The 18,764-nt window shown below is 39.6% G+C and carries 16 protein-coding genes; 7 read left to right on the top strand and 9 right to left on the bottom strand.

Features of this window, described 5'->3' with window-relative positions:
- The 4 genes from AC58DT_RS13725 to AC58DT_RS13710 form a co-directional block, all read left to right on the top strand.
- Nucleotides 1-601, top strand: a 601-nt coding sequence (locus AC58DT_RS13725; protein WP_497217383.1) for a thioredoxin family protein, incomplete at its 5' end; no start/stop codon positions are given.
- A gap of 51 nt (nucleotides 602-652) precedes the next feature.
- Nucleotides 653-1,060 (top strand): BT0820 family HAD-type phosphatase, encoded by a 408-nt coding sequence (locus tag AC58DT_RS13720; protein ID WP_497217386.1) that lies wholly within the window; start codon nucleotides 653-655, stop codon nucleotides 1,058-1,060.
- Nucleotides 1,061-1,064: 4 nt separating this feature from the next.
- A complete protein-coding gene (gene map / locus AC58DT_RS13715; RefSeq protein ID WP_497217382.1) occupies nucleotides 1,065-1,868 on the top strand; it encodes a type I methionyl aminopeptidase in 804 nt (267 codons plus the stop codon).
- Nucleotides 1,869-1,970: 102 nt separating this feature from the next.
- On the top strand, nucleotides 1,971-2,735 hold the full coding sequence (locus AC58DT_RS13710; RefSeq protein WP_497217381.1) for a class I SAM-dependent methyltransferase: 765 nt from the start codon (nucleotides 1,971-1,973) through the stop codon (nucleotides 2,733-2,735).
- On the opposite strand, the gene AC58DT_RS13705 is transcribed toward AC58DT_RS13710, so the two are convergent.
- The 9 genes from AC58DT_RS13705 to AC58DT_RS13665 all read right to left on the bottom strand — a co-directional run bounded on the left by AC58DT_RS13705 (nucleotide 2,724) and on the right by AC58DT_RS13665 (nucleotide 15,152).
- Nucleotides 2,724-3,731 carry an FAD:protein FMN transferase gene (locus AC58DT_RS13705; protein WP_497217380.1) on the bottom strand — a complete coding sequence of 336 codons (1,008 nt, stop codon included), beginning with the start codon at nucleotides 3,729-3,731 and terminating at the stop codon, nucleotides 2,724-2,726. The genes AC58DT_RS13710 and AC58DT_RS13705 overlap by 12 nt on opposite strands.
- Nucleotides 3,728-4,090 carry a DUF8840 domain-containing protein gene (locus AC58DT_RS13700; RefSeq protein WP_497217379.1) on the bottom strand — a complete coding sequence of 121 codons (363 nt, stop codon included), beginning with the start codon at nucleotides 4,088-4,090 and terminating at the stop codon, nucleotides 3,728-3,730. Before AC58DT_RS13700 ends, AC58DT_RS13705 begins: the two co-directional genes overlap by 4 nt.
- Nucleotides 4,091-4,201: 111 nt before the next feature.
- Entirely contained in the window at nucleotides 4,202-8,902 is a 4,701-nt protein-coding gene (locus tag AC58DT_RS13695) for a DUF8693 domain-containing protein (protein ID WP_497217378.1), read from the bottom strand.
- 162 nt (nucleotides 8,903-9,064) lie between these two features.
- Nucleotides 9,065-10,375, bottom strand: coding sequence for an NADH:ubiquinone reductase (Na(+)-transporting) subunit F (gene nqrF, locus AC58DT_RS13690; RefSeq protein ID WP_497217377.1), 1,311 nt, complete (start codon nucleotides 10,373-10,375; stop codon nucleotides 9,065-9,067).
- 1 nt (nucleotide 10,376) lies between these two features.
- Entirely contained in the window at nucleotides 10,377-11,117 is a 741-nt protein-coding gene (gene nqrE / locus AC58DT_RS13685) for an NADH:ubiquinone reductase (Na(+)-transporting) subunit E (RefSeq protein WP_497217376.1), read from the bottom strand.
- A gap of 77 nt (nucleotides 11,118-11,194) precedes the next feature.
- Nucleotides 11,195-11,839 (bottom strand): NADH:ubiquinone reductase (Na(+)-transporting) subunit D, encoded by a 645-nt coding sequence (locus AC58DT_RS13680; protein ID WP_062622351.1) that lies wholly within the window; start codon nucleotides 11,837-11,839, stop codon nucleotides 11,195-11,197.
- A gap of 3 nt (nucleotides 11,840-11,842) precedes the next feature.
- Complete coding sequence (locus AC58DT_RS13675; RefSeq protein WP_497217375.1) at nucleotides 11,843-12,592, bottom strand: Na(+)-translocating NADH-quinone reductase subunit C; 750 nt, start codon at nucleotides 12,590-12,592, stop codon at nucleotides 11,843-11,845.
- A 2-nt stretch (nucleotides 12,593-12,594) separates the two neighbouring features.
- Nucleotides 12,595-13,794, bottom strand: coding sequence for an NADH:ubiquinone reductase (Na(+)-transporting) subunit B (locus AC58DT_RS13670; protein WP_497217374.1), 1,200 nt, complete (start codon nucleotides 13,792-13,794; stop codon nucleotides 12,595-12,597).
- A gap of 5 nt (nucleotides 13,795-13,799) precedes the next feature.
- Nucleotides 13,800-15,152, bottom strand: coding sequence for a Na(+)-translocating NADH-quinone reductase subunit A (locus tag AC58DT_RS13665; protein ID WP_497217373.1), 1,353 nt, complete (start codon nucleotides 15,150-15,152; stop codon nucleotides 13,800-13,802).
- A gap of 549 nt (nucleotides 15,153-15,701) precedes the next feature.
- On the opposite strand from AC58DT_RS13665, the gene AC58DT_RS13660 reads away from it, so the two are divergent.
- From AC58DT_RS13660 to AC58DT_RS13650, 3 genes are all read left to right on the top strand, one after another.
- Nucleotides 15,702-16,208, top strand: coding sequence for a hypothetical protein (locus AC58DT_RS13660; protein ID WP_497217372.1), 507 nt, complete (start codon nucleotides 15,702-15,704; stop codon nucleotides 16,206-16,208).
- A gap of 161 nt (nucleotides 16,209-16,369) precedes the next feature.
- A complete protein-coding gene (locus AC58DT_RS13655) occupies nucleotides 16,370-17,623 on the top strand; it encodes a type IX secretion system plug protein (protein ID WP_497217371.1) in 1,254 nt (417 codons plus the stop codon).
- Nucleotides 17,624-17,668: 45 nt separating this feature from the next.
- A complete protein-coding gene (locus tag AC58DT_RS13650; protein WP_497217370.1) occupies nucleotides 17,669-18,763 on the top strand; it encodes a DUF3667 domain-containing protein in 1,095 nt (364 codons plus the stop codon).
- The last annotated feature ends 1 nt before the right edge of the window (nucleotide 18,764 follow it).

The following is an 18,764-nucleotide window of genomic DNA, read 5'->3' as shown; positions in this document are numbered from 1 at the left end:
AACAAAAATCATGAAAAAAATAATTTTAATTATCGCAATAATAGGCCTATCCGCCTGCAACTCTTCAAAAGAAAAAAACAAAATAGATGAAAACACTTCCAAAGAAATGATTTCAGAAAACAACAAAGAAAAATTAAACGACACCGTTCCCTACGAAGATTCCGTGATGCTTTTGGGAAAAGCCAACCGCAAAGGGTTCCAAATGGACGCTTTTAAAAATTGGTTCAACACAGGCTATGGAGATTACAAAGTAGATTCTGACACTTTGGAAAAATTGAAACCGCTTTTAAAAGATGCGACCATCACTGTTTTTATGGGCACTTGGTGCGAGGACAGCCAGCGCGAAACACCACATTTTTATAAAATTTTGGACGAAGCCAATTTTGATGAATCAAAACTCACCTTGATTACCGTTTCTGATGAAAAAACCACACCACAGGGTTTTGAGGACGGCAAAAACATCACCAACGTTCCGACGATAATTTTCTATAAAAACGAAAAGGAATTGGGCCGAATCGTGGAATACCCTATTGAAAGCCTTGAAAAAGACATGCTCGCCATTTTGAGTGGCAAGGAATACAAACACGCATACGCCGAATAAAACTTTAGCAACGGTATAATTCTTTGTAAATTTGCGGCTCGAAAAATGACGATGATTAGAGAAACCCTCACCATAGCCGTAGATTTTGACGGAACCATTGTGGAAGATGAATATCCACGCATTGGCCGACCCATTATTTTTGCTTTTGATACTTTGAAAAAACTGCAAAATGAAGGGCATCGGATTATTTTATGGACCTACCGAAAGGGCCGTACCTTGGAAGAAGCTGTAAAATTCTGTGAAGAAAACGGCATTGTTTTTTATGCCGTAAACCAAAGTTTCCCTGAAGAAGAATTTGACGCTTCGTACAGTCGAAAAATACACGCGGACGTTTTTATTGACGACCGTAACATCGGCGGCCTTAAAAGTTGGGGTGAAATATACCAACAATTGGTTGGCGCGCCCGCACCCGCAAAACCCAAAACCCAAAAAAAGGGATTGTTTTCCTTTTTAAAATAACCCTATGATAATTCCAAAAACAAGAGAAGAAATAGAATTGATGCGAGAAAGCGCCTTGGTGGTTTCCCGAACCTTGGGAATGCTCGCAAAAGAAGTGAAGCCGGGCGTTACTACCAATCAGCTTAATAAAATGGCCGAAGATTACATCCGAAGCCAGGATGCCATTCCCGGCTTTTTGGGATTGTATGATTGTCCCTCAACACTACTTACCAGTGTAAATGAGGCTGTGGTCCATGGCCTGCCCACAGACATCCCTTTAAAGGAAGGCGATATTGTGGCTATTGATTGCGGCGCCATCAAAAACGGGTTTTACGGCGACCACGCCTATACTTTCGAAGTAGGTGAAGTGGCTCCCGAAATAAAAAAACTGTTGAAAATTACCAAAGAATCCCTTTACGTTGGTATCCGTGAATTTAAAGCCGGCAATCGCGTAGGCGATGTAGGTTTCGCTATTCAAAATTATTGCGAAGCACACGGCTATGGCGTGGTTCGCGAACTTGTTGGCCACGGCTTGGGAAGAAAAATGCACGAAGACCCCGAAATGCCAAATTACGGGCGTCGCGGTCGTGGAAAGAAATTTATTGAGGGAATGACCATCGCACTGGAACCGATGATAAATATGGGAACCCATAAAGTGAAACAGTTAAAGGATGGCTGGACCATCGTTACCCAAGACGGGCAACCCAGCGCCCATTTTGAGCACAATATTGCTTTGGTAAACGGAAAACCCGAACTGCTTTCTACATTTGCTTATGTGTATGAAGCCTTGGGCATTGTAAGCGATGAGGAAATGGAATTCAAAAATTAAAAGTAATACTATTTTTACTTTGCGCCCTCTGCGCCTTCGCGGTTTATTTTACCGCAGAGACGCGGAGCACGCAAAGAAATAAGTTAATATGGTTTCTAAAAATTGTTTAAAAAAATTCTAAATACCATTCCCCGTCCGCTGCTTATACGATTGAGTATTGTCGGCAGGCCCATACTCGCTTTTCTTCTGAAAGGAAATAAATACACCGACCCTATTGACGGCAAATCATACCGAAAGTTTCTTCCGTACGGTTATGAAACCGTTCGTGAAAATGTACTTTCGCCCGGAACGCTTTCCTTGGAAAGGCACAGATTGTTTTGGTTGTATCTTCAAAATGAAACTGGATTCTTCACTAAAAATCTGAAAGTGCTTCACTTCGCACCCGAACAGGCTTTTTATAAGAAATTCCGGAAAATGAAAAACCTAAATTATACCACAACCGACCTAAATTCACCCATTGCAGATGTGAAAGCGGATATTTGCAATTTGCCTTTTTCCGATAACGAATTCGATTTTATAATCTGCAACCACGTGTTGGAGCACATTCCAGACGACACTAAGGCGATGCAGGAAATCTATCGGGTTTTGGCACCAGGCGGCACGGCGATTCTTCAAGTTCCCTATAAAGCAGATTTGGAAAACACTTTTGAGGACAACAGCATTACCGACCCAAAAGAGCGGGCAAAAATATTTGGGCAATACGACCACGTTCGCGTATATGGGATGGATTATTTCAGCAAACTTGAAAGTATTGGCTTTAAAGTTGAAGCTGTGGATTATACAAAAACCCTTTCTTCAGAAGAAGTTGAAAAATACAGATTGCCAAAAGGAGAACTGATTCCTGTCTGTAAAAAACTAGTTTCCTAGACGCCTTTTAAATCCTTCTGTCATAAAAACTTGATGGTTATTTAAAGAATCATTAAACGTTAAATAGGCTTCCACATTTGGAAGAGATTTCAATACTTGTCTTGATTTTTCCATTCCCAATGCCATAAACGCAGTTGCGTAAGCATCAGCCACGGCGCAAGTGGGCGCGATTACTGTTGAACTGGTGACATCGCTCATTTCTGCAGAACCGGTTAGTGGATTTAATGTATGCACGTATTTTTTCCCCGTAAGGGAATCAATTCTGAATTTTCGATAATTTCCAGAAGACGCCATCCCTTCATTCTTCAATGTAACCGTAGTTTCATAGCTTCGATCTTCAAGTTCAGAATCTACGGCTTCAATACCCACGACCCATTTTTGCTTTTTTTCAAGATTTTCACCTTTAGTTAAAATTTCACCACCTAATTCAATTAAATAATCGTTCACGCCTTTCGATTCGAGATAACGCCCAAGACAATCAATTCCATAGCCTTTTGCAACGGCGTTAAAATCAAAATATATTTGTGGATATTCTTTTGAAACGGTTCCATCGGGATTGATATTCACTTTATGGAAACCTACATATTCCATCAAGGAATCTAAGGTTATACTGTCAATTTCTTTAAGCGGTTTCACATCACCAAAGCCATAGGCGTTCCTTAAAACACCGATTGTTGGATCAAAATAGCCGTTTGTTTTTTTGTTCACTTCTTCGGAAATTTCAAAAACTTCCTTAAAAATTGAATCTACGACAAGGGTTGAATCGCCTTGATTTACTTTGGAAATATCGCTATCGGGAATATAGGTACTCACAGAATGATTTACGGCATCAATAACAGAGTCCAACCCTTTTTTAAAATCGATATCCCTTTCGGAATAAAATTGAATGTTATAGGTAGTTCCAAAAGCATCACCCTGTAAAAAAAAGGGCCGTGGTTCTTTCTTTTCACAAAAAACGAAAAGCAACAATACGGGTATTAAAAATAGTTTCCTCATAATATTTGCTGTAATCCTTTATAAACCATGGTATAATCCTCATTTTTTAAAACCGGTTGTCCATAATCGTTTCCGTGACCAAGACCCACGCCTGCATAATAGGTTTTGGCTTCAAATTTTTCGGCATGTGCTTTTATGGTTTCCATAAAAATTGGATCATAGGCGTGCGCATCCTGTGGATATGTGATGGCGCGTACTATTATGAAATGAAGTACTTTATCCTTTAACGCTACAAACTGTGGGTCTCGTTTTAATTTTGAATTGATACCCAAAAATTCATAGCCCTCAGCTTCAAGTTGTTTACCCACAATATTCATTGCAAGGTTGTGAAGTTCCTGTTTGGTAAGTTTTTCGCTCATAAGTGACTTCAAAATTACAAATATTTGTTCTCATTCTTTTTATTAGTTAAATATAAAAAACCCGTCTCTCTTTAAAGAAAGACGGGTTAAGGGTTTGGTTCTATTATCAAATTAATTTTTCAAAACACGTTTTATCACACTTCCTTTTAATGTATTAATTTTTACAAAATAAGTGGCTGATTGAAGGGTCGATAAATCGAGCGGATAATTTGCGGTGTTGTAATCTACCGTCATCAGTTTTCTGCCGCGGATGTCAAAAACCTCAACGGATTCAACAACAGTCTGTGGCGAAACGATAGCTATGCTGCCAGTAGTGGGATTTGGGACAATACTAATTGTTTGCAATTGGTTTTCTGAAACTCCCAAAGCAGCGTTCTTAAACAGTAACGTAAAGCGATCGTTCTGTACACCTTCTTTAGATTTAAAAATATAGTCGGCATCCGTTAGATTATGAACTATGTTTTCGGTTCTGTCAACCAGATAGACCTGTACATCTGCCCAAACGGTCCCATCCTGTTCGCTGATGGTTATCTTGAACTCTTGGTCCTCCTCTATCTGGCTAACGAAGCCCAATGGAACTTCCTGATTTTCGTTGAAGGTACTGCGCCCTTGTATGGCTAGTTCTTCGCCCGTTGCCAATTTTGAGTAAAGACTTACAGGAGTGGCCAATCTCTTGGCATCGTATTTGGCATCGTAACCATCTATGGATGCCTCGGAGAAACTGACCAACATTCCGCTGCTCAAATTATAAGTTTCATTAGAAACCTGAAGCCAGATTCTATCCTTTGTTGCCGAAGGTCTTCTGTATGTATCATTGTTGCCAGTAACGCGCATATAGTTTTTAAATGAAGCTGTTCCCGCAGCCAATGCCTTGAAACCGAAACCTTGTCCCGAGGATATATAACCGTTAGGCTTGGTAGGTTCTGATGGGTCCATGTCGTTTGCAGCTTTCACACCACCGGAACTGTTGTACATGGAGATGTCGCCCATATCGTAGTTGTTTACCTTGTAGCCTGGATAACTAGAACTTGCCGTAGTAAGGTGCTCCCAGAAATAAACCGCATTTATCATACTGTTTTCGCTGAGGAAATCATTTGCCCAAATAGCTGAAGCATAGGGGTTGCCCATAACATTCATACTTGCATTTTGGGTTCCGTTATAAGCCACATTATAATCAACCTGGCCATTGTTAAGAGTACCCAAAGTGTAATCAAGTATATAGGAGCCGCTGCTCGCAAGGTCAGGCTGGGGCAGTACCAGATAGCCCTCGCCCGCATTGATATTTCCAGAATAGTTCTGCCAATCGTCACCATCGTCATCGGCAAAATTTTCGGCAAGTGGATCGTGATCCTCAACATCTTGGTTTGGAACAAAGTTTGAAGTAATATGGTTTCTGACCAAGACCGAGCTTCCATACACCCCTGATCGGGTCTCTGCTGTCATCGGGCTGCCAAGTACCATAAAGTATTTGGGCTCAAGAAAGGGGGTAACCTTACGTACCGTGATGCTGCCGTTATTGGTGACCGTAGCTGCATCGTCAACTTGTACCAGACTACCTTCGTTAGCGACGAAAAGTGTTCCGTTTACTGTGATATCGCCTTCAACCTTTACGTAAGTTCCATCGAGAACTGTAAGGGTTTTCCCGGCATTGACCACTAAGGTACAAGCTTCAATATCTGCTGTAGTGGTACTGTAATTTTCATCAATAATGACCATCTTATTTTCTGTAGGTACACCATTGCTCCATCCTGAAGATGTATACGTTGTGGTACTTGGGCAATCCACAAATGCAGCTGCAGGGCCAAAAAGATAATCTCCTGAAAGACCTGTAAAATTTCCTGTAAGTGTAATATTTGCACCAAAGGCACCGATTGTCAATGGAGAAGTTTCATTGCCGTCCGTTCTGTAAGCTACCAGCTGGGCTCTTGGAAGTCCCGTGGCATTTTCCCAACCGATGATTTCCGCAGGGGTAAAGTAAAATTTAACTGTAGTGCTACCCGAATTGGTAGAATTGCCAACACCTATTCTGAAGTTTTTGTCCATTACAAGGTTTGGGTAGGTACTGCTATTATATGGCTGGGCTCCCGTTCCTGCACGTGATACGGAGGTATCCGTACAGCCATAGTCAAACGAGTTATTATTGGTGATATCCAACATTACATTTCCTGTAGCGCTATCTGAAGTGTAAATGGTTCCAGCGCCAGCTAAACCTATCAAGTCATTCGTGGTGCCTGTGTTTACTGCGGTTTGGACTTCCGTATTATTAGTAGCATTAATAGTGACATTGTCAAACAATAATATCCCATTATTGGCTGATGAATTAAAGTGTCTTATTACAAAATAACCTTGACCCGATATTGATGCATTGTTTATCGTTCTAAATTCACCTGTACCAGCTAACGAATTTCTTTCTTCTAGCTTAATTCCAGAATTAATATTAGCAGCAGTTGAAACATTAGTTGCCCAATAAACTGCATAATGTTCCAATGTAAGATATCCCCCTACTCCAAAAATAAATTCCGTATTTGTAGTACCTGGGGGCAATGTTATTTGTGGGCTTATAAGGTAATTATTGGCATTTGCTTTTCCTGAACCCCCTAAAGGAGCCAAATTTGTTTCAGAACCGGGAAAATTGCCCGTTATACCTGTATAGGTGAGTCCCGTCAAGCCTGTCCAATTTCTACCATCTCCGTCGCCATCAAGTGTAGACCAGGAATTGACTTCAAAATTTTCATTCAACAAAACCACACTTTGTGTAGAAATTGGTGCCAAGTCATCATCATTTATTGTCAAAACAAAAGTATTAGCATTTGTATCTACTCCAGCATCGCCACCATTTGGGTTTACTGTAAAGTTGACTGAAACAGTTTCATCGCCTTCAACAAAACCGTCATGGTATACGCGAAGCACCATATTTTGACTGGCAGTACTTCCAGATGGGAAGGTAAGTGTAGGAGTCATTAAATCAAAATCGAGTCCAGAAGTGGCCGTACCTCCATTAATAGAAAAGGTAACATCTGCGTTTTGTGATGGTGCCTGTGCAATGTTCATTACCACATTAAGATCGGTATAGTTACAATCAGTGTTTTCTATTTCTGATCCTGTTGGCACAGCAAACCCTATCAATGGGCTGGTTGCTACTACAACACCAGTTACTATTAGTGAAAAGTTTTGTGATCCTCCTGAAAGTGTTCCTTTGTGAGTAACTGTAAGAGTATATGTTCCAGAAGCGCCATTGATATCAACGCGCTCATAGGGATCAACTGTATTATCTCCTTTTGTGTTGGAATTAACTGCAGTTAGTCTCCAAGGAGTATAAGTGGTTCCATTAGAAAGTCGAATATCTAAATCATTTACCAATGCGGGTGTATTACTGTTAGTACCATTATTAATACTTCCGGCAAGATCGGTCCAAGATATTGAAGCCATTAAAGGGTCAACGCCATTTGCCTGAACCGTAATTTGATAAGTTTGGCCTTGGGCGAGTGTCAATTCTTCTACAATGGCAGAGCCAGAACTTGCAGCAGCTGTTGTAAGGGTTTCAGCAGCTTTTTTCGCATTCATCAAACCCCAACCCGTTTGGGCATCTGGACCTGTGGGAGCAACGTCATCTGCTGTGTGCAAAGCCAGACCTTTTAAGGTGGCTGCTCTCATAAAGCTACTGTGCAGATTTACATAGTGTTCCTGTAAAAGCAAAAGTGTTCCCGCAACATTTGGGGAGGCCATAGAGGTCCCAGTAAGGTTTCCATACGCTGAATTTGAAGTTTCCAAAGTTGAGTATAAAGAAGTACCATTGCCCATAATATCTGGCTTTATACGATAATCGTCCGTAGGACCCTCGCTACTACCAGCATTTCGAGTAACAGAATTTAAACTACCATCTGGATTAATTGTGGCGTCCTGACCGTTTGCTACCACCATATTGTTTTTTGCCGTGGCGTGGCCCGAAAGTTTATCATAGGCGGCTTGACCATCAAGTGGCGCTCCGTTTGAAGAATTATCCTGTCCATCATTTCCTGCGGCTACCACCATCAAATAATAGGGAGCACTTCGCATAATAGCATCCCAATCCCTGGCATCCTGGCCATATTGTCCGAACCATGAATCAGGAATTAAAGAAGCTTGATACCCATATGAATGGTTAGAAATAAGCATTCCATTACCCGCCGCGGTTGTAGCCTCGGCAGCATCGTTATTCCAATCATAACCAACAGCATTTGCTTGCCAAGCCATACCTTTTGCACTAGCCTGTACACCTGAAGCCATTATGGTTCCTGCTACGTGTGCTGAATGATAATGGAGGGTCGTTGTGCCGTCGCCAATAGAGAAACGATTGTTTCCACCAGCACCATCGTATTCTTGATGTGCGCTTCGTGCCAAACCACCGTCCCAAACATGAGCGGTCAAGTCATCTCCATTTAAATTTAATCCTAAACCGCCACCACTATTTAAATAATTGGCACGGGTAGAAATAGCAGCAGCAGCATTAAATGTTTGGAAGTATATTGGAGATCCATCTTCAGCTATAAACTGAAGTTCAAAAAGAACTCCTTCTGCATTCTCATATCTTAAAGGAATGTTGTGCAATATTGCAAAGCTTCTAGCCTGCGCCTTGTTTAAAGCGGCAGTGGCAGAAACTCTTGAATATAAATCAGACAATTCGGCCTGGTCATAGCCCTCAACAATTTGGGCTATTTGTTTTGCGTATTTGTTTGATTCCGGTTTACTTGTTTGGCCAATAGCCGAAAATATCCCGAAGAAAGAAAAAAGAAGAAAACAACGGAAAAATAAGTTAGTGTAGTGTTTAAGCATGGCAGGTGTAAATTATAAATTGATTGAGGGCGAATAAAAAAATTTATATTAATCAAAAATAGGACTTTATAAGGATTTAACAACTTTTTAAGAAATATAATAAATAAAAAAACCGCTTCACAAAATAGTAAAGCGGTTTTATTTATAAATTACTGTGGTTATTTATCCTCCAAAATCGTCAAAACGTATGTTTTCATCAGGGATTCCAAAGTCTTCACCCATTTTTTGCACAGCTTGGTTCATCAATGGTGGACCACAGAAATATAGTTCTATATCTTCTGGGGATTCGTGGTGGCTTAGATAATTATCTATAACCACTTGGTGAATAAAGCCCACGAATCCATCACCAGTCTCGTCGTGAATGTCTTTCTTCACTTTCCAATTATCTTCTTCCATTGGCTCTGAAAGTGCAAGGTAGAATTTGAAGTTCGGGAATTCGTTTTCCAATTGTTTAAAGTGGTCTAAATAGAAAAGCTCTCTTTTGGAACGTCCTCCATACCAATAGGTTACTTTTCTTCCAGTTTTAAGGGTTTTGAAAAGATGATATAGATGCGAACGCATAGGTGCCATTCCTGCACCACCACCTACGTATAACATTTCTGCATCTGAAGGATTTATGAAGAACTCGCCATAAGGTCCAGAAATCACAACCTTGTCTCCTTTTTTGCAATTAAAAATATAAGAAGAAGCTATCCCAGGGTTTACTTGCATCCATTGGTTTTTTGCGCGATCCCACGGTGGAGTGGCAATACGAACGTTAAGCATAATCTCGCGTCCTTCAGCTGGATAAGATGCCATAGAATAAGCTCTCTCTACAGTTTCGGTATTCTTCATCACCAATGGCCATAGTCCAAATTTATCCCATTCTGCCTGAAACTTGTCTGGAGTTTCATGCTCTTCGGGATGGGCAGTAATGTCAATATCTGAATATTTTATTTCGCAAGGCGGAATTTCAATTTGAATATAACCTCCTGCTTTGTAGTTCATATCTTCTGGGATTTCAACCACAAATTCTTTAATGAAAGAAGCAACGTTATAGTTACGCACAACGGTAGCATCCCATTTCTTAATCCCAAAAACTTCTTCAGGAATGTGGATGTTCATATCCTGCTTCACTTTCACTTGGCAGGAAAGACGCGCACCTTCTTTTAATTCTTTACGTGTAAAGTGAGGGGTTTCCGTAGGCAAAGCTTCACCGCCGCCCGAAAGCACGTGGCATTCACATTGAATACAGGTTCCACCACCACCACAGGCAGATGGAAGGAATATTTTCTCACCTCCTAATGTAGATAAAAGTGTTCCGCCACTTTCTACTTCAATTACTTTTTCGTCATTAATAGTAATTTTTACAGGGCCAGATGGCGAAAGTTTCTGTTTTGTAAAAAGTAATAATGCAACCAATAGTAAGGTTAAGATCAAAAAAGCGATAACCGTTACTAAAATTACTCCAAGGGTACTTACTGCTAAAAACATATTATTGCTTCGTTATGGTTGAAACTTCAACCGTTTGTGCGGTTTCTGTATTTTCTTCTTGAATTTGTTCGGTTTTGATACCCATGTTTTCAGGGTTTGAATCCAGTGAAGGAGTTTCTTCGTCTCCTCCCGTCAGCATTCCTCCAAAACTCATAAAACCGATAGCCATTAGGCCCGTAATGATAAATGTGATTCCCAAACCTCTTAAAGGCGCAGGAACATTGGAATATCGTATTTTTTCACGGATGGCGGCAATTGCCAGAATGGCCAAGAACCAGCCAATGCCCGAACTAATACCGTAGTTTAGCGCTAATCCCAAGGTAGGAATCTCTCTAGACTGCATAAACAATGATCCCCCTAAAATGGCACAGTTAACGGCTATAAGTGGAAGAAAAATACCCAAAGAGTTATACAATGAGGGTGAAAATTTTTCAACCACAATCTCTACCAATTGAACCATTGTGGCAATAGTTGCAATAAAAAGAATGAAGGAAAGGAATCCTAAATCGTACGAAGCGTATTCTTCGCCCAACCATGCCAAAGCTCCGTCTTGCAATAGATATTGATCCAGCAACCAGTTAATGGGCACTGTAACCGCAAGCACAAATATAACCGCAGCTCCAAGTCCTACAGCTGTTGATACTTTTTTAGACACAGCAAGATATGAGCACATTCCGAGGAAGGTTGCAAATACCATATTGTCTATAAATATCGATTTAAAAAATAACTCTATATGTTCCATTTTTCAGTATTCAGTTTGCAGTTGCAGTATGCAGTTGCAGTAAGATCAATCACCGCTCTATCTACCGTCAACTCTATTTATTCTTCTATTAACTCTTTATTTCTAGAGCGTTGCACCCATATAATAATACCAATAACTATCAAAGCCATTGGTGACAGGAGCATAAACCCATTATTTTCATAGCCTAGGGCATATAATCCTGTTTTGGAGATAGGGTCACCGAGCACTTTGAACCCTAAAAGTGTTCCAGAACCCAATAACTCTCTAAAGAAACCTACGATTATAAGTATAACTCCATAACCAGCGGCGTTTCCTATTCCGTCTAAAAAAGAGCGCCAAGGACCGTTGCCCAAAGCAAAAGCTTCGAAACGTCCCATAATGATACAGTTTGTAATAATCAGTCCAATAAAGACCGATAATTCTTTACTTAGTTCGTAAGCAAAAGCTTTTAATACCTGATCCACGATTATCACTAAAGCAGCAACTACTACCAACTGAACGATAATTCGGATTTTTGAAGGAATAATGTTTCGCATTAGTGAAATCACTACGTTACCCACTCCCAAAACAAATACAACCGAGATGGCCATTACAATAGAAGCCTTAAGTTGTGCAGTAATTGCCAAAGCTGAACAAATTCCCAAAACCTGAATGGTAATTGGGTTATTATCTGCTAGTGGGTCTAGAATTAACTTACTGTCTTTTTTTGATAGCAATCCCATAATTTATTGATTTAATGAGTTTAGATAAGGCAAGTACATTCTTACGTCCTTTTTTATCATAGCCGTTACACCATCACCTGTGATAGTTGCTCCGGCAATGGCATCAACCTTATTGTCAGTTTTATTTTCGTTAACTGGGTCGTTATTACCTTTTGCTACAGTAATTCCTTTAAAAACATCAGCGTCCATTATGCTCTCTCCTGTGAAGTCATCCATAAAGTATCTCTGCTTAATCTCGGCCCCCAGTCCAGGAGTTTCACCCGCGTGATCAAAAAATACTCCTTTTACAACCAAAGATTTATCAACAGCTACAAAACCCCAAATAGCATCCCATAGTCCTTTTCCTCGCATCGGTATTACATAAAGTGTTTCCCCGTCTTTCTCGCCAACAAAAAGTGGAAGTCTGCGTTGATAATTAGGGTCTTTAGCTAAGGTTTCTTCTTTTTTTATATCAATCAAGTAGGCTTCTGGATCTTCGGTTACGTCATCGCCTTGAATAACCAATTGCTTTTTAATATTTGCAGCAAATACTTCTTCAACTTTATCGGTAGAAATAAAGGTAATGTCACCATCACTTTCATTCCCGTTAATACCCATAGCGTAAAGAATGTTTTGCATTTTCTCAAAACGTTCATTCAGTGTTATCTTACTTTTAAGTCCTTGTGCAACCCCGGCCAAAAGCGATCCCACCACAATAACCATTATCACTGAAAAGATAATGGTGTATGAGTTTTTATCTGTTTTCTTTGCCATGATTACGCAGTTTTAGCTTTTAAACGTTTCATTCTTTTCTTTATATTTCCTTGTACCACATAGTGATCTATAGTTGGTGCAAATACGTTCATCAATAATATAGCGAGCATTACTCCTTCTGGGTAAGCTGGGTTGAAAACACGAATCAATACTGAGATAAAACCAATAAGGAAACCATAGATCCATTTACCTTTATTGGTCTGTGAAGCGGTTACAGGATCTGTAGCCATATACACTATACCAAAAGCAAGACCTCCTATTACTAAGTGATGCCAGAAAGTTTCGCTCATCAATCCGTAAAAACTGCTGCCATCTTTAATCCATCCCGCATCTACAACACCATTAAAGATAAGGCCCATAGCCAATGCACCCAGCACGGCAGAGAGCATGATTCTCCAACTTCCTATTTTGGTGAAAATTAAAAACAATGCACCTATTAGAATAAGGAAAGTAGACGTTTCACCGACTGACCCGGGAATAAAACCCCAAAAGCTATCCCACATACTATAGACCGGCTCGTGGTTTTGAGCCAAGCTTCCTAAAATTGTTTCTCCTGAGATGGCATCTGGCTGGCCGGCCATTTCCTTTGCCCCGTGTACCCATACTTTATCCCCACTCATCCAAGTAGGATATGCGAAGAACAAAAATGCTCGGATAGTTAGTGCAGGATTCAAGATGTTCATCCCTGTTCCTCCAAAAACTTCTTTCCCAATTACAACACCGAAGATAACTGCAACAGCAAGCATCCAAAGAGGAATATCGATCGGAACAATAAGTGGCACGAGCATTCCCGTTACCAAATAGCCTTCTTCAACTTCGTGGCCTTTTATTACGGCGAATATAAATTCGACCAAAAGACCTACTCCGTATGATACTATAACCAAAGGCAAAACCGTCCAGGCTCCTAAAATAAAGTTATCCCAAGTGAAGAAATTTCCTAATGGATCCAGTCTTAAAGTATTGTCTATAGCCGCATAATGCTGATAACCCGCATTGAATATTCCAAAAATCAAACAAGGAATAAGCGCCATAATTACGGTATTCATCGTACGCTTTAAATCGTCTGCCGCGCGAACGTGTGATCCGGAATGCGTAGTTTCATTTGGAGTGTACAAAAAGGTATGCAGTGCGTTGAACGCGGGCGCCATTTTGGTTCCCTTGTACTTTTCCTTTAGCTTATGTAAATTCTGTTTCAATCCCATAGCGGTTATCCTATTTCTTTATACATTAAATCAAGACCGTTCCTGATAATTTGTTGATGCGGCTGCTTGCTCACGCAAACAAACTCGGTAAGTGAAAAATCTTCCGGAGCCACTTCATACATTCCCAGCGCCTCCATTTCATCTAAATCTTGAACCATGCAGGCTTTCAATATCTGCATTGGATAAATATCCAGTGGAAAAACTTCTTCATAATTACCCGTTACCACGAAAGCACGGTGCTCTCCATTGGTATTGGTGTCGAGATCGTATTTTTTGTTTGGCGTTAGCCAAGAAAAGGTTAATGCTCTTGAAGTTGAAATTTTATTGAAAACCGGCTTGTTCCAGCCAAACAGTTCGTAATCATCCCCTTCTGGGATTACGGTTACCGTATTGCTGTAATAGCCCAAATGCCCTTTCGGGGAAATCTTTTTCCCAGTAAGCACATCGCCGCTGATAACGCGAACGTTTTCGTCTTTTAGACCAGAGTCGTATAAAAAGGTCGCTGCCTCTGAACCGATTCTTGTTTTATAATATTTTGGAGTTTTCACTTCAGAACCCGAAAGTGCAATGGTGCGTTCGGCGTTGAATTTTCCTGTAAGTAACAATTCACCAATAATCACAAGATCTTGTGGCGCAATGGTCCAGACAATTTCACCTTTGTTAACGGGACCCAGCTTGTTTATTTGTGTACCCACATTTCCTGCAGGGTGCGGCCCTGAAACGTTGTGAAGCGCAATATCCTTCAAACCTTTGAATGGAGAATCACCGCTTTTGCCCACACCTACATGCACTTGCCCTGGGGTAAGTTTGCTTAGCGCGGTCACAGCTGCCTGTAATTCTTTTTCTTTTCCTTTTAAAGAAAAATCCACATCGTTTGTCAAGGGAGCGGTACTGTATGCGGAAACAAAAACATCTCTCGGCTCTTGCTCCGTATCGGCAATCACCGCATACGGACGCTGCAAAATAAAGGGCCAGCAACCAGCCTCCAGCAAACGCGCTTTAATAGCCTGGGCACTTGCAGCATCTGGGCTTAAAATGCCAAAATCCTTAAAAGTATCTTGCGGATCTGCTTCAATGATTATTTCAGTAATCACACGTTTTGCGCCACGCTCAATTTTGGTAAGTGTTCCGCTAACGGGAGAAACAAATTTTACGGCCTCATTGCTTTTTGAGAAGAAAATGATATCGCCAGCCTGAACTTTTCCACCTTCTTTAACCACCATTTTTGGTGTAATGAGATGAAAATCGGAAGGTCTTATTGCGAAAGTTCTTGATCGCGGGGCGCTGGAAAGTACTTTTTCGGCTTCGCCCTTTAAATTAATGGTAAGACCTTTTTTAATCTTAATGTCTTTGGACATAAATATGGATATTAATAATGCCTTTTTAATACCCTATTACCCCTCAAAACAAATGTGCGGGGAATAAGGGCGTGCAAATTTATAAATTAAATATACCATTGCACAATAAATGCATATAATTTTCTGTGTTAAAAAGGAGTGGGCTGTTATTTTAAAATGTTTTTAAATTAGGGAAAGAATAAATATGATAAAGGTTGTTTTTAAAAATTGCCATACTTAAAACGACACTCAAAGAAACTCACAATGCCGGCAATTATATTTTTTCGGAGGGTTTTCTGTGAAAAACTACTGCCTCCAACAAAGATTTGGGTTGAAAAATAGTTAATTCTCCATCACCCTAATAGCTATCTGGTTTTTGCATTTTTATTCTATGCTACTCACGGGTCTGGGGTTAAATTCCATTCAAAATTGCCAAAGCCGATAATTAACTGAAAATCATTAACTTTAGTAATTAATAAATTTCACAAGGAATAATAATCCCGCTAAAGGGCTTCACAGAAAAGAAAATATATTAAAACACCATTCTGGCTAATTAAATTAAATAAAATCATGAGAACAATCTTTATTATCACCTTAACGGCATTTATTACCTTCCAATCTTTCGGGCAATCTTCAGAAACTGATTCACTGTCAAAATCAAAAATATCTGAACTAAAATTTATGGTTGGCAATTGGAAAGGTTCTGGATGGATGATGGGCAAAGGGGGTAAATCTAATTTTGAACAAACTGAAAAAATACACTTTAAATTAGATTCTACTGCTATATTAATTGAAGGAATGGGAAAGGTGAACGGAAAAATTGTTCACAATGCCCTGGCAATCTTAACATATAACAAAACAGACAATAACTACCTTTTTAGATCTTACCTGCCAAGTGGGCAAAATGCAGAATTCAAGGCAGAATTAATTGACAACAAACTTCATTGGTATCCAAATGATAATGTAAGGTATATTATTTGGCTGAACGAAAATGGGCAATGGTATGAAAGAGGGGAATACAAAAGAGAAGAAGATTGGACCCAATTTTTTGAAATGACACTTGACCGAGAAAATTAAAGTTGGACTACCCTTTTTATCAATGAACACTTTTGACCAAAACGGTTAAGGACTTTTAAAGCTATTAAAAACAACCAAATTTTAAGACTGTTCTTGCATTCCCAAAAACACCAATGGAAGAGGCACAAAATTTGTTTATATTAGCCTTTTAAATTCCAGTTATGTCAAAAATCTTTGCCACTACCCTTTTTATCATACTTTCAGCCTTTCCAGCATTCTCACAAATTGTTGAAAAAGTGGAACCCCCATACATCAGCACCATACAGTTTCGTGGCGCCACGGACCTCAGCCAACTGCCCGTTATCAGACTGGGCGGCCAGTTGCAACTTTCTTTTGATGCGCTTAACGGTGAAGAAGAAGATTATTACTACACCATCACCCACCATGATTTTGACTGGAGCCCCAGCGATCTTTCAAAAAGTGAATATATAGATGGTTTTGATGATGTACGCATAGACACCTATCAAAACTCGGTAAATACACTTCAAATTTTTTCTCATTACGAACTCACCATCCCCAATCGTGATACCCGGGCGATTGAAAAAAGCGGGAATTATCTGTTAAGCATTTTCAACAGCGATGGAGAATTGATATTTACGAGAAAATTTTTGGTGATTGAAAACATAGCTTCTGTGGGTGTGGAAATAAAACGCGCACGGGACCTAAGGGTTATTGAAGAAAAGCAAGTAGTTCATTTTACTATAAATTCACCCAATTTATTATTGGTAAACCCAAAGCAAACCGTAAAAACATTGGTGCTGCAAAACAGCAATCTTAAAACTGCCATTACAGATCTGGTGCCGCAATACACCATGGGTAACGAACTTATTTATAGATACGACAAGGAAGCTTCTTTCGGCGGCGGCAATGAATTTCTTGCTTTTGACAATAAAGATGAACGGTCTGCCACTAATGGTGTGCGCTCCATAGACCTTACTGATGTTTATGAGAATTATCTTTACACAAATATACCCCGATATAATAGGCCATACACCTACAATCCAGATATTAACGGAAATTTTGTGGTGCGCAATGTAGACGCCAGAAACCAAGACTTAGAAGCAGAATATGTGCGAATGCACTTTAACCTTCAGTATTATGACGATCTGGAAGACAAGGAACTACATATTTATGGGAATTTCAATAATTGGACTATAGACGGGAGCACCTATATGAAATATGATCCAAAAAGCGATACATACAGGAATGAACGTTTATTTAAGCAAGGGTTCTACAACTATAAGTATGTAGTAGTAAATAGAGATGGAAGCATTGACGAAGGCGCCGTGAGCGGCGATTTTTGGCAAACGGAAAACGACTATACCGTAATTGTATATTTCCGTGATTTGGGGGCTAGATATGACCGCATCATTGGTACTGGTTATGCAAACTCCACAAATATTAGCAATAACTGATTTTCCTAAAATTAAATGAAGCGCTAACCCTTTTTTCATTAAGTCATGAACCGCAAAAAAGACGAGGTTTCCACTGGAAGAAAGTCGTTGCAATATCGTGGCAACAAATGTTTAAACTGCAACCAACCACTGGACGTTAGTGATGTTTATTGCCCCTATTGCTCACAATTAAACAGCAAGAAACAACTTTCAGCAAAAGATTTTTTTGCAGAATTTTTGAGCAGCATTTTAGTCTATGACTCGCGATTGCGCAATACGCTCAAAGATCTTTTATTCCGTCCCGGGGTAATATCAAAAAATTACGTAAAAGGCCAACGGTTAAAATACGCCAATCCGTTCCGATTTTTCTTGAGCGTTTCCATTATTTATTTTTTGATGGAAGGCTTCATTGGCTATATAAATCCTTCTGAAAAGGATAATCAATTAGGTTTAAATGTAAAACCTGCCAATGAAGCATCTATTGATTCTCTTTTTGCCAATCAGCCTCCTGAAATATTTACACCAGATTCTCGCGGAGATACTTTAAAGGCAAAACAGCTTGGAATACCGCTTTATTATTCTGAAAAGAGCCTTGACACGCTATCATTTTTCAAGAATTACAGTAAGCGAAGCTCACTATATATGTCTTATTATTTCCGCACAAAAACAGAAAACCCAGTAGTGGCTTTAGACAGCTTGAACCACTCCAATATATTTAAAAATCGTTGGCTCTACTCCCGTTCTATAACTTGGTACAAAATTATGAGCAATCCCAATGCCTTCATAAATTATATAACTTCAAAGATTCCATTCTTCATTTTCTTCTTTACGCCGTTTTACGCACTTTTTTTCTGGCTTTTATATTCTCGAAAGAAGTTTACCTATATGGAGCACGTAATTTTTTTGTTTCACATTTTCAGTTTTATATTTCTTACGATGTTAATTTTTCGAATTCCAGAAGTGATTGTGGGAACTAATTTTTTTCAGATCATTTTATTCTTAATTCTTGGCCCGTTGTATTTTTACCTTGCCCTTCGGAAATTTTATAACCAAGGAAAGTGGAAGACGTTATTTAAATTTGTATTTTTAAACATTATATTTTTTCTCAGCTTTCTAGTGGCAACTAGCTTATTTGTGGTAGCAAGCGCAGCAATTTATTAAA

Source organism: Aequorivita sp. CRS11 (assembly GCF_059693805.1).
Note: the sequence above shows the minus strand (reverse complement) of the source record. Positions and strands in the feature narration are given on the sequence as shown.